The following is a 12,474-nucleotide window of genomic DNA, read 5'->3' as shown; positions in this document are numbered from 1 at the left end:
GAATTAGGAATGATGAATGATGAACGATGGACGGCTGACGCTCGCATCCATCGTTCATCATTCATAACTCATCATTATTTTTTAACGGTTATTTCTTCTTCAAAATCAACTTCAATCTGGCCCCGCATCAGGTCTTCAAAGGTTTCGCGCTGGCGAATCAGGTACGGTTTTCCTTCGTAGACCAACACTTCGGCGGGCCGGAAGCGGGAATTGTAATTGGAACTCATGCTAAAACCGTAGGCTCCGGCATTTTTGAGGGCTAGTACGTCGCCCGGGCGCACCTCGTTCAGGGAACGATCCCAACCCAGCGTATCGGTTTCGCAAATATACCCAACGACACTGTAGGTCTGTTTTTCAGCGGTCGGGTTTGAAACGTTAACGATTTCGTGGTAGGCGTCGTACATCATCGGCCGGATCAAGTGGTTAAGTCCCGAATCCACGCCCACGAACGTCCGCGAGGGATTTTCCTTTACGATATTGACATTCACCAGCAGTACTCCGCTTTCGCTCACCAGAAACTTCCCGGGTTCAAAACACAGATCAATTTCCCGGCCGTATTTTTCACAGAAATTCTGAAAAGCCGCCGTCACTTTCCGTCCCAGTTCGCCAATATCCGTGCTGTGATCGCCTTCGCGATAAGCCACTTTAAAACCGCTGCCGAAGTCGAGGAATTCCAGATTTGGGTAGTCATTGGCGAGTTCGAAGAGCACTTCGGCCCCTTTCAGAAAAGCGTCGGCATTTTTAAAATCCGAGCCCGTGTGAATATGTAGCCCAACCACCGGAATGGCGTACCGTTCAACCACCGCGCGGATCTGGCTCCGTTGTTCCATCGAGATACCAAACTTGGAATCCTTGTGGCCGGTTTGAATTTTGATGTTTCCGCCTTCGGCAATGTGCGGGTTGATGCGAATACCGACAGGTTTGGTGCTGCCGAAGGTCTGCCCCATGAACTCCAGCAGAGGCAGGCTGTCGACGTTGAGCCGAACACCCAGCGCCAGTGCTTCCTGAATCTCGCCGAACGACACGCCACTCGGGGTGTACATGATCTGACCCGGCTCAAAACCGGCCAACAGAGCCATCCGGATTTCGTTGATCGAAACCACTTCCACGTCGATTCCCCGGCTGCGCATCAGTTTCAGGATTGACACGTTCGTCAGGGCTTTGGCAGCGTATTTTATTTTGAGCTGAACACCCCGAAAAGCCGCCTGAAGCGTATTGATTTTTTCGATAATCTTTTCAGCATCATACACATACAACGGAAGCCCAAACTCCCGGGCTATCTCCAGAACATCGACGCCCTGAATCTGGTAACGGTTTTGATCGATCTGCATCTGCAAAAAATTCTACGCAATTTGAGGTGCAAATATAAGGGATTTTATGCCATTTGCGGCAACCACGATCGAACACCCTATAGCATTAAATGGAGTTTTTAGGAAAATAATAGTACGTAAAAGTACTCTTCGTGTAGTGCAGAATTAAAACAATTTGGCGGTTTTCGGGTTAAATTTCTACTCAACGCAAAAATAAAGCCATGAAAAAAATAGCCATTTTAGCCATCACGTTGTGCTGGCTTTCGATTCAGGGAAAAGCACAGACCCCTTCGCCCAATACGCACGCGCCGGAACAGTCGGCCCAGTCGTTTCCACAGGGTGAGCCCACGGCCCGCGAGGATTCATTGAAAAGCAAACTGGTCAAAGGAACGCAGTCGAGCCGGAACGCCCGGCGTTCGAGCGAGGCCATGAAGAATAAAACGATGGTTGTCAAGAAGAAAACTGTTAAAACGAAAAAACCAGTCGATTAATCCGATTACCAGAACCAATCATTAACCGCACGAAAAGCTATTTTGGGAAAACAGAATAGCTTTTTTTTGTTTTTAACTGCTAATTCTGCTTCCCTTTGCTCACTCACATCAATTTATTTGTATTTTTGGCTTCGACCATATTGGTTACTGAATTATCCGGATACCTTGAAGCGTTCAAACCTCCCATTTTCGGAAGACGTACTGGTCAAAAAACTCCAACAGCGCGAGGAAAAGGCTTTTCACTTGCTCTATGATCAGTATTCGCCTGCTTTATATGGCGTAATATTAAAAGTTGTTCGTGAAGAAGAAGCCGCTCGAGACGTCTTACAGGATTCCTTTGTTAAAATCTGGCGTAATATTCCTTCGTACGATTCTCAAAAAGGGCGGTTATTTACCTGGCTGCTCAACATTGCCCGAAATACGGCCATTGACGCAATCCGCACCCGGCATTCAGGTCAGTCAATCCAAAACAGCACGGAAATCGTAGATATTGTTGATCAACATCAGCAAACCTATCAGCCTGCGGTAGAAACGCTTGATTTACCGGATAGAGTAAATCAACTAAATCCTGATCGGAGAATTGTAATTGACCTCGTCTACTTCAATGGTTACACCCACGAAGAAGTAGCGGAGAAACTCAATTTGCCTCTTGGAACGGTCAAAACGCGGGTTCGGTCTGCTTTACAGGAATTGAAGAAGCTTTTCGGCACATGAACACGAAAGAATACATAGAATCCGGAATACTGGAGGAGTATGTGCTTGGCACCGTCAGCCCGCAGGAAAAGCGGGAAGTCGAGTGCTTGTCGAGCATTTACCCGGAAATCCGTGCGGAGCTGGACACCCTGTCGGCTGCCATGGAACAGTATGCCCAGACTCTGCGCCGTGAACCACCCGCCGACGTCAAGGTTTGGCTCCTGAAAGAATTGGACTTTACCAATCCCGAGCCAGAAACCGCTCAGGGAACTCCGGAACCACCAGCTGCGGCAATTACACTCCCTGAAGAAACGACGGAACGACCCATCCTCCCCCTTTACTCGAAAGAAGAAAAAGACGAAATAGATTCCCGGCCAACCTACCGGGTAACCTGGTTGGTAGCAGCCTCCCTGGGTCTGGTTGTCCTTGTATTTGCTTATTTCCTCTACTCGCAGTTGCAGGGCAGTCAGCAGACACTCAGTGCGCTCCGGGAATCCAATCAGGAGTTGAGTGACGAGGTTCGGACGCTGCGCGCAAAACAGCTCCAGGACAATCAGACACTGGCCATCCTGAAAGAACCGGGCACCCGGGTAATCCGGCTGAATGCCACCGATAGCACAACCGCCAACCTGGCCACCATTTACTGGAATGCCAGCACGGGTCAGGTCAATCTTGAAATTGATTCCCTGAGCCGACCTCCCGAAACCCAGCAGTACCAGCTCTGGGCAATCGTCGATGGAAAACCGGTCGATGCCGGTGTGTTTGATTTCGGGGACGGCGTACGGGTGGTGCAGCAGTCCAAAAAATTCCTAAAAGCGGATGCCTTCGCCATCACGCTTGAACGGCGGGGTGGTAGTCCGACACCGACCTTATCGGCGATGGTTGTAGTCGGTAATGTGAAAACGTAGAACGACTTAATTCTTCCCAAAAAAGGCCCTGAAAACATTTTCAGGGCCTTTTTTATTGTTTTTTAAGTTTTTTTCAGGCGCATTAAATCTAAATCATAAGCACTGGCGTAGGTATTGTTGTGAGTCGGTTGCAACCAGATTCTTTTATTCTTCAACTTAATAAAATCTAATTTTACTCATGAAGACGATCATCAAATCTGGATTTCTTGCAGCCCTGTTTTGCACACTTTTTTCAGTCGCTTACGCTCAAAAACCGAAAGAAGTCGGTGGCGCCATGATGTACCCGGCCAAGAACATTATTGAAAATGCCGTTAATTCCAAAGACCATACCACGCTGGTGGCTGCAGTTAAGGCCGCCGGGCTGGTTGAGACGTTGCAGGGAGCCGGTCCCTTCACGGTTTTTGCTCCTACCAACGATGCATTTGCCAAGTTACCGGCCGGAACGGTTGAATCTCTGGTAAAACCGGAAAACAAGGCAGCCCTGACCGGAATTCTGACTTATCACGTGGTAGCCGGTCGGCTGGACGGCAAGGCGCTGGCGAAGCTCATCAAAGCGGGTAACGGATCGGCTACACTGAAAACCGTTGCCGGTGGCAACCTGACCGCCAAGATGGACGGAAAAGATATTGTGATTGAAGACGCCAAAGGCGGAACGGCCAAAGTATTGATCTCGGATGTGTATCAATCCAACGGCGTCATTCACTCAATCGATACGGTTTTAATGCCCATGTCGATGTAAGCCAATGCCGGAAACGTAGTCGAAAAAGCCACTTGCACAACTGCACTGTGGCTTTTTCATTTGACAAACTATCCTCTGAATTAATTTGTTAACCAGATATGAACCGCAATCTTTTTCTTGGAGTCTTGTGTGGGCTGGTGCTCACCGGCTCAATCGCATCCGTTTCCCTGACTAAATCCACGGACGATGCCAAACCCCGCAAGGTGGTTAAAACGGAAGCGGAATGGAAGAAAATCCTGACGCCCGAGCAATTTTACGTATTGCGCCAGCAAGGTACCGAACGGCCTTTTACCAGTCCGCTGGTCGATAATCACGAAAAAGGCATCTTCAAATGTGCCGCCTGCAAAACGCCTTTATTCAGCTCCACCACCAAGTTCGAATCAGGAACCGGCTGGCCGAGTTTCTACCAACCGATTTCGAAACAGAATGTGGTGGAGAAAACCGATCACACCCACGGAATGGTCCGAACCGAGGTTGAATGTGGCGTTTGTGGTGGTCACCTCGGGCACGTTTTCGAAGATGGCCCGAAACCAACCGGATTACGCTATTGCATGAATGGGGTAGCACTCGAATTTGAAAAGAAATAAGCAGACGCTAATGCACTGGTTATGAGCCAGCTCGGTTGCCGGGCTGGCTTTCGCCATATTATATCGTCTAAATTTCCGTTATATTTGCCGGGAAAGACGGGTTTTTCAATCCGTCTTTTTTGTATACTGAATTATATTTGCTTTTTTAAATCAGACGGACTCCCATCGGATCACGTTAGTGGTACGGTTGCTGGCCAATCCGTTCTTCCGTTTTAACCGTCAAAAAACCAGGCATGAGTAAATTCTGGGGGCAACTTCGTACCCTTTGGCAAGGCATCACCGGCTTTTTCGGTCTCGTAAGAAACCGTTTCAGACGACTGATTTACCGCATGGTGTCGGGGCTATTTGGAAAAGAACGTGTCGATTCAGCAGGAGCAAAATACCGGGAAATTCGGCAACGTTACCGAAATTGGCTCAACGCCCGCTTCGATACCCGATCGCTTGGTTTCAAAATATTTTACCAATCCACCAAAAGCCTGATTTTCCTTTTTTTTCTGGCTCTTGTTTACGTTCTCTCGATTGAGACCAACTTCCTGTATCTCAGTGGCGAAATGCCCAGTGTCGAAGATCTGAAAAACCCCAAAGTTGCCCAGTCTTCCGAAATTTATTCGTACGACAAAGTCATGATTGGCCGGTTTTTTACCGAAAACCGCACGCCGATAAAATACGAAGACCTCCCTCCTTCCCTGATTCAGGCACTGATTGCCACCGAAGATGTGCGGTTTTACGAACATTCGGGCATCGATACGCGCAGTCTGGGCCGGGCGGCATACGGCGTGTTAACGGGAAACAGCTCCGGCGGTGGCAGCACGATTACCCAGCAATTGGCCAAAAACCTTTTCAAAACCCGGCGTCGGCAGTCGAGAGGGTTGCTGTATAATGTTCCGCTGGTCAAGACCATCATTCTGAAAACCAAAGAGTGGCTGATGGCCATTAAACTGGAGCGGAATTTTTCGAAAGAACAGATTCTGACGATGTATTTCAATACCGTCGATTTCGGCAGTAATGCCTACGGGATCAAAACGGCCGCCCGGACTTATTTCAGCAAATCGCCGGAGAACCTGAACGTTCAGGAATCGGCGGTTTTGGTAGGTCTCCAAAAAGCGACGACGACGTATAATCCCCTGATCAAACGAAACTTCGAGAAGTCGCGAAACCGCCGAAATGTGGTTCTGCGGCAAATGGAGAAATACAAGTACCTGACCAAACAACAGGCCGACTCCCTCTGCGATTTGCCTTTACGAACTCGCTATAGCCCCGATAATCCGTATTCCGGCCCGGCCAATTATTTCAAAAACGCGGTGGTCGACGTCGTCAAAAAATGGGGCGAAGAAAAGGGCTATGACCTTTACACGGACGGTTTGAAAATTTACACGACCGTCGATTCCCGCATGCAGGCCCTGGCCGAAGAAGCCGTTGCGGAGAAAATGAAGCAATTGCAGCGGATTTTCGACAACCACTGGAATGGCCGAAACCCCTGGACGGATGAAGACGGCAAGGAAATACCGGATTTTCTGGATAAAGTGGCGCAGCGAACGGAGCGGTACAAGGCGCTACTGGCCAAATACGCCAACCAGCCGGATTCGATCAACTACTACATGAAGGTGAAGAAGGACAGCATGACGGTTTTCTCCTGGAATGGTCCGAAGAAAAAATACATGACGCCGATGGATTCCATTGCTTATTACAAACGCTTTTTGCAGGCGGGTTTGGTAGCGATGGACCCGCATACCGGTTTTATCCGCACCTGGGTGGGTGGACTCGACTACGAGTTTTTTCAGTTCGACCACGTCAAGCAGGGAAAACGGCAACCGGGCTCGACTTTCAAACCGTTCGTATATGCGACCGTTATCGACGATTCCACGATCAATTTAGGCCCCTGCGACCGTCGGCGCGACGAACCGTTCCGCAAGGAATACATCAACGAAAAAGGCGAAGAGGACTTCTGGGCTCCCAAAAACTCGGCGGGCACGTTCTCTTATTCGAACATGACGTTGCGCCGGGCAATGGCGCGGTCCATTAATTCAGTCACCGCCCAATTGACCAATGACGTTGCCACTCCGCAACGTGTAGTCGAATACGCGCACCGCATTGGCATTGAGAGCCCGCTGGCCGCGGTCCCATCCGTCGGGCTGGGCTCGTCGGATGTTTCGCTGTACGAAATGGTTTCGGCGTACTGCACCTTTGCTAACAACGGTGTTCATACACAGCCGCTGCTTGTGACTCGGATTGAAGACCGGAACGGCAATATCATTGAAGAATTTGTGCCGGAACGCAAACAGGCCATTCGCGAAGAATCGGCGTTTCTGATGATTCACATGCTGAGAGGTGGTCTGGAAGAATCAGGCGGCACGTCCCAGAATCTGTGGTCGTACGATCTGTTCAAAAACCGCAATCAGGTAGGTGGAAAAACCGGTACGACTTCCAACAATTCCGACGGCTGGTTTATGGGCGTCACCCGCGATCTGGTGGTGGGAGCCTGGGTTGGTGGCGATGATCGCAGCATTCACTTCCGGTCGACCGATATGGGCGAAGGAGCCAAAACCGCCCTGCCGCTGGTCGGGCGGTTTCTGGAACTAGTCTATAAAAACAAAGATTTGAAGCAATATCAGGGGCCGTTCGACAAGCCAACAGTTAAAATAACGAAGGATTATCTCGGATGCCCCGGTGGTGATGACGACGAAGGTGACATGGAATCCGATTCGACCGATGTGGAAATCCCATCCGATTCGCTTTTCATCGAACCGTCTGCTCCCGAACAGGTGGAGCCTCCTGACACCACCCAACGCGCCCAACCATTCCGCTAAATGGAAAAGGCCAACCTGCTCGGGTTGGCCTTTTTTAATGGCCTTTTCATAAACAACACTGGTAAGACGAGGGTTATAACCGGATAACATCAATGCACCCTTATGACACCGTCACAAAATCCAAACCTGCATCCCGTCAAGGAAGATGCGCCTTTGAAAACGATTCCGTCGGGGATGGACAACGATCCGAATGCGGATGAAGAAATAATCGATCAAACCGGGCCGGAGCCCAGTGCGGAAGAAACCGGTCTGGAACCGAACCTGAACAGCGTTGGCCGAATTCCGTCGCAACAAACCGAGGATCCCGCCAACGACGAAAATCTGAACGAAAAAATTGCCTACGCTTTGGCCGGCGCGGAACCTAAAAAATAATGAACAATTAACAATGAATAATGAATGGGTAAACCGCTCAAGAACTGTTCATTATTCATTGTTAATTGTTCATTTAAGACTAGACCATTTCCTTATACTGCATCCGATACAAATTCGCGTAGAAGCCTTCCAGTTGGAGAAGCTCCTCGTGGGTCCCCTGCTCCACAATCCGGCCTTTGTCGACAACGATAATTTTATTGGCTTCGCGGATGGTCGAAAGCCGGTGGGCGATCACGATTGCCGTCCGGCCCTTCATCAGTTTTCCAATCGCATCCTGAATCAGTCGTTCCGTTTCACTGTCGACGGAGGAAGTGGCCTCGTCCAGCACCATGATGCGCGGGTTATAAACCATCGCGCGAACAAACGAAATCAACTGCCGCTGACCGAACGAAAGCGTCGAGCCGCGCTCCATCACGTTGTAATCGTAACCGCCGGGCAGCCGCTCAATGAATTCGTGCACCCCGACCAGCTTGGCGGCTTCAATGATTCGCTCCCGGCTGATGGATTTATTGCCCAGCGTGATATTATTCTCAATGGTGTCCGAAAACAGAAATACATCCTGCAAGACGACGCCGATGCTCTGGCGCAAAGCATCCAGTTTGTAGTTATGAACCTCCACGCCGTCGATCCGGATTTCGCCCTTGTTGACGTCGTAAAACCGCCCTAACAAATTGATTATCGATGATTTACCGGCACCGGTCGCGCCCACAAAGGCAACAGTTTCGCCTTCTTTTACCGTAAAGTTGATATCCCTTAATACGTAGTCTTCATTGTTATACGCAAACCAGACGTTCTTGAACTCCACATTTCCCCGCCAGGTCGTCGGAACATACGTACCATTATCGGGCGTAAAATCATCGCTGTCCAGCAGTTTCAAAATGCGGTCGGTGCTGACAATACCCATCTGGAGCGTATTGAACCGGTCGGCCAGCATCCGGATTGGCCGGAAAAACAGGTTGATGAACATGATAAAAGCCGTCACCGTTCCGTAGGTAACCTCCTGATTCAGAATCTCTTTGGCTCCGTACCAAACCACCAGGCCAGTAGCCGCGGCCGATAGAATATCCGCAACCGGGTAGTAAACCGAATAATACCAGATGGAGCGAATATTAGCTTTGCGGTGTTCGTCGTTGATTTGATTAAACTTCTCAGCTTCAATCTTCTCGCTCCCAAAAATCTGCACGATATTCATGCCGGTGATGTGTTCCTGGACGAATGAGTTGAGATTGGCAACCGCCGTTCGGACTTCATTAAACGAAACCTTTATCTTTTCCTTAAAAATATAGGTACTCAGCAACATCAGCGGAATCATCGAAAGGCTGATGGCCGAAAGCCGCCAGTCGGTATAGAACATGACGGCGATGATCAGCACCAGTTGCAGAATATCACCCACAATGGCGGCCATGCCTTCGCTGAACACGTCGGAAAGTGTTTCAACGTCGGAAATAGTGCGGGTCACCAGGCGTCCGATGGGCGTATTGTCGAAAAACTTCAGGCGCAGTTGTAATACTTTCTGGTACAACTGAACCCGGATGTCCCGAATGACATTCTGGCCCAGCCAGCCCGACAAATAAGTATTGAAAAACTGAATGATTCCCTGCAAAACCAGCACCCCGATCATCAGAATCAGCATATTGGTCAGGCCCGGGTAATCACCGGTGGCAATTTTGGAATCGATGGTATACCGAATCAGCAGCGGGCCGACAGGTGCCAAAACCGCACTAATTACTATAATCAGGACAAGTCCGTAGAAATGCAGTTGGTACGGTTTTACAAAGGCATAAAGCCGTCGCAGGGTAATCCAGTCAAAAATCTGACCGCTCTTGGTTTCCGGATTCACAGACAAAAAGTAAGTTGGAAGGTTATCAGTGTAACAGAAATAATGAATTAAGAGTTTAGAGTTAAGAATTAAGAGTTAAAAATGTATACTCTTGGGATTGGTTTCCCTACCTTTCGCCGTACATACTGCTTCCCAACGAAGCCCTAACTCATAACTCATCATTCATAACTCATAATTCCCTATGGAATGGTTGCTCAGTCTCTGCCTCGGCATCGCTTTAAGTGCCTGCTGCGGTTTTCGGATTTTTGTTCCCATGCTGGTCGCCAGTCTGGCCGTCAAACTCGGCTGGATTGCCGTTACGCCCGGTTTTGAATGGCTCGGCGGCTGGACGGCCTTTTTCTTACTGGCAACCGCCACCATTGTTGAAATCGGGGCGTATTACATTCCCTGGCTCGATAATGCCCTTGATACTGTCGCCACGCCCATTGCTTTCGTTGCCGGAACCATTCTGACGACCTCATTTGTCGATGTGGACGTTCCGATGCTGAAATGGGGACTCGGCCTCATCGCCGGAGGAGGAACCGCCGGTTTGATTCAGGCCGGAACCAGTCTCCTGCGCATCGGTTCCACCGCCACAACCGGCGGTTTGGGTAACCCGGTTATTGCCAGCGCCGAAAACATTGCGTCGTTCGGATTATCGTTTATTGCCGTTCTTCTTCCCCTGATTGCGGCTTTCCTGGTTTTGCTGATCATCGCGTTCTTCATACGAACCATGCTGGCACGTGGACGACAACCCGTTAGGTCTAAATGAATAATGAAAGATGATTGATATTCTGTCCATTATACATTGTTAATTGTTCATTATTCATTCACTCCCCTAGCTCCAGGCTTTTCGCAAAAACCGCAGCCAGTTTTTGTAAAAAATATTCTCGATATCTTCCGGCGAATAGCCGCGCGCAGCCAGCAGACCGGTTAATTTCTGCAAATCTGCAATGGTATCGAGGTCGGTGGGCGATTGTTCGGTGCCGTACGTTCCGTCCAGGTCACTGCCAATGGCGATGTGCTGGCTGCTGCCGGTGAGTTGGCAAATGTGGTCGTAATGTTCGATGATGGTTTCAATGGTGATTCCGAAATCGGCCGGGTTGCTGGTTCGTTGCGTAAAACCGGGTTTCATCATCCAAGCGTCGAAACACCCACCAATAACCGCCCCGCGCTCGGCCAGTTGCCGAATCTGGTCGTCGGAAAGCTGCCGCTGGTGCGGCACGAGCGTCCGGCAATTGTGGTGACTGGCCCAAACCGGTCCTTTATAAAGCGAAAGTGCTTCCGAGAATCCTTCGTCGGTCAGGTGAGTCGCGTCCAGAATGATGCCCAACCGATCCATTTCAAGTACCAGTTCCCGCCCCAGGGACGTCAGCGGACCGCTTAAACCGGTGCCGGGTGCATACCGACCCGTGCTGTAATGCGCCGGGCCCAGTGCCCGCAATCCGTAGGCGTACGCTTTTTCCAGGTACGACAGATTCACCAGCGAATCAGCGCCTTCCAGACTCAGAATGTAGCCTACCGGTTTTTGGTCGGACGATATCGAGCCATCGAGCCAGAGGGCAATGTGTTGCTCCAAACCCGCCAGATCCCGAATCTGAACCATTTCGCCCGCGTCCTGTATCGTTTCGTACCACGCCCGTTGAGCCTGCGTCATGGCCCAGGCCTGCTCGGGCGAATTCCAGCCTGCGCCGGGCAGGTTTCCGTTGCTCTGGTTGAACCGGGCAATCTGCGTGGCCACCACCAGCCCAATTTCGCCCCGACGCAAATCCGGCAGCGAAACCGTACCTTTCGACCGGTCGATTTTATCGGTCATTCCGGCTTCCTGCGCCCGAATTTCGTGGGCCGACAGCCGGTAATCGCGGTTCCATTCAATGGCATTCAGGGAAATGTCGAGGTGGGCATCAATTAAAAACATAAAACCGTCACTTTAAACGCTATATAATTTACTAAGTCACTTTTCCCGGCTCCAGACCTCACTGACTTTGCCGCCGGTTGAGCTTTGGCCGCGGTGGTACCAGTCGTCGCCTTTCAGTTCTGCGTCGAACTGGAGAGATTTGCCCACTCGCTTGTCGTCGCGGGAAAAGAATTCCAGCTTCTCAGTGTATTTGCCATTCACAAAGGTATACGTTCCGCCCGCAGTTCCCGAAAATTGTTTCGTTTCCGGATTAATGGCGGCCCATTGAAAGCGGTTTCCGGTCAATAATTTTAGTGTTTTTCGGGCCGTCCGCTGCCGGGTTTTCACCTGACCGTTGTCGTCGATATTGCCGGTGATCCGCCATAAACCAGCCATGGGCGTTTGGGCGGTCGGGACGTCGATGCGCTCATAGGTATCGGTTCCTCCATCGCTCGACAAAACCAGTTTGTTATTTTTGAACGAATCAATCGTCAGGGTTTGGGTGGTTCCAACATCCGTGCTGTCTTCCGTGCTAAATTCAAAGTTGATTTTCAACTGTTTCCCGTCAACTTTATAAGTGCCACCCTGTGCCCCAATAAACCGGTTGGCTTCGTGATACGCTCCCATCATATAGCTATCCGACAGGACAAATACAACGGAAACCGGGCCGTCATTGACCATGCGCCAGGAACCAGCGAGCGAAGGGGCTGCCTGGCGAGATGCCGTGGCAATACACAACAGCAATAGAAACGGAAGTACGGTTTTTAGTCTCATGGCCAGGATGTTTTAAAATTTGAGTCGATTTCTGTGGGCTCTTTTTCCACGGATTATAAACGCTACTAATCCGGGAA

The 12,474-nt window shown here is 50.1% G+C and carries 12 protein-coding genes; 8 read left to right on the top strand and 4 right to left on the bottom strand.

What is annotated here, in order from left to right; all coding sequences use genetic code 11:
* Positions 1-74: 74 nt before the first annotated feature.
* Positions 75-1,331 carry a diaminopimelate decarboxylase gene (gene lysA / locus GJJ30_RS28085; protein WP_154178464.1) on the bottom strand — a complete coding sequence of 419 codons (1,257 nt, stop codon included), beginning with the start codon at positions 1,329-1,331 and terminating at the stop codon, positions 75-77.
* A 200-nt stretch (positions 1,332-1,531) separates the two neighbouring features.
* On the opposite strand from lysA, the gene GJJ30_RS28080 reads away from it, so the two are divergent.
* The 7 genes from GJJ30_RS28080 to GJJ30_RS28050 all read left to right on the top strand — a co-directional run bounded on the left by GJJ30_RS28080 (position 1,532) and on the right by GJJ30_RS28050 (position 7,907).
* Positions 1,532-1,801, top strand: a complete 270-nt coding sequence (locus GJJ30_RS28080) for a hypothetical protein (RefSeq protein WP_154178463.1) — start codon at positions 1,532-1,534, stop codon at positions 1,799-1,801.
* 165 nt (positions 1,802-1,966) lie between these two features.
* Positions 1,967-2,515, top strand: a complete 549-nt coding sequence (locus tag GJJ30_RS28075) for an RNA polymerase sigma factor (RefSeq protein WP_154178462.1) — start codon at positions 1,967-1,969, stop codon at positions 2,513-2,515.
* A complete protein-coding gene (locus tag GJJ30_RS28070; RefSeq protein ID WP_154178461.1) occupies positions 2,512-3,402 on the top strand; it encodes an anti-sigma factor in 891 nt (296 codons plus the stop codon). The genes GJJ30_RS28075 and GJJ30_RS28070 overlap by 4 nt, the downstream gene beginning before the upstream one ends.
* 178 nt (positions 3,403-3,580) lie before the next feature.
* On the top strand, positions 3,581-4,141 hold the full coding sequence (locus GJJ30_RS28065) for a fasciclin domain-containing protein (RefSeq protein WP_154178460.1): 561 nt from the start codon (positions 3,581-3,583) through the stop codon (positions 4,139-4,141).
* A 98-nt stretch (positions 4,142-4,239) separates the two neighbouring features.
* Complete coding sequence (gene msrB, locus GJJ30_RS28060; RefSeq protein ID WP_154178459.1) at positions 4,240-4,728, top strand: peptide-methionine (R)-S-oxide reductase MsrB; 489 nt, start codon at positions 4,240-4,242, stop codon at positions 4,726-4,728.
* A 233-nt stretch (positions 4,729-4,961) separates the two neighbouring features.
* Positions 4,962-7,535 (top strand): penicillin-binding protein 1A, encoded by a 2,574-nt coding sequence (locus GJJ30_RS28055; RefSeq protein WP_154178458.1) that lies wholly within the window; start codon positions 4,962-4,964, stop codon positions 7,533-7,535.
* 102 nt (positions 7,536-7,637) lie between these two features.
* Complete coding sequence (locus GJJ30_RS28050) at positions 7,638-7,907, top strand: hypothetical protein (RefSeq protein ID WP_154178457.1); 270 nt, start codon at positions 7,638-7,640, stop codon at positions 7,905-7,907.
* Between the two features lie 79 nt (positions 7,908-7,986).
* On the opposite strand, the gene GJJ30_RS28045 is transcribed toward GJJ30_RS28050, so the two are convergent.
* Positions 7,987-9,747 carry an ABC transporter ATP-binding protein gene (locus GJJ30_RS28045; RefSeq protein ID WP_310588407.1) on the bottom strand — a complete coding sequence of 587 codons (1,761 nt, stop codon included), beginning with the start codon at positions 9,745-9,747 and terminating at the stop codon, positions 7,987-7,989.
* 181 nt (positions 9,748-9,928) lie between these two features.
* Here GJJ30_RS28045 and GJJ30_RS28040 point away from each other — a divergent pair, with 181 nt between their 5' ends.
* Positions 9,929-10,498: a DUF4126 domain-containing protein gene (locus GJJ30_RS28040; RefSeq protein ID WP_154178455.1), complete on the top strand. Its 570-nt coding sequence runs from the start codon at positions 9,929-9,931 to the stop codon at positions 10,496-10,498.
* Positions 10,499-10,564: 66 nt separating this feature from the next.
* Here the strand turns inward: GJJ30_RS28040 and GJJ30_RS28035 are convergent, their stop codons facing one another.
* Positions 10,565-11,644 carry a dipeptidase gene (locus tag GJJ30_RS28035; RefSeq protein WP_154178454.1) on the bottom strand — a complete coding sequence of 360 codons (1,080 nt, stop codon included), beginning with the start codon at positions 11,642-11,644 and terminating at the stop codon, positions 10,565-10,567.
* 36 nt (positions 11,645-11,680) lie between these two features.
* Positions 11,681-12,397 (bottom strand): membrane or secreted protein, encoded by a 717-nt coding sequence (locus GJJ30_RS28030; RefSeq protein ID WP_229313466.1) that lies wholly within the window; start codon positions 12,395-12,397, stop codon positions 11,681-11,683.
* Positions 12,398-12,474: the final 77 nt, after the last annotated feature.

Origin of the sequence: Larkinella terrae, assembly GCF_009668025.1 — a bacterium.
GTDB classification, from domain to species: domain Bacteria; phylum Bacteroidota; class Bacteroidia; order Cytophagales; family Spirosomataceae; genus Larkinella; species Larkinella terrae.
Note: the sequence above shows the minus strand (reverse complement) of the source record. Positions and strands in the feature narration are given on the sequence as shown.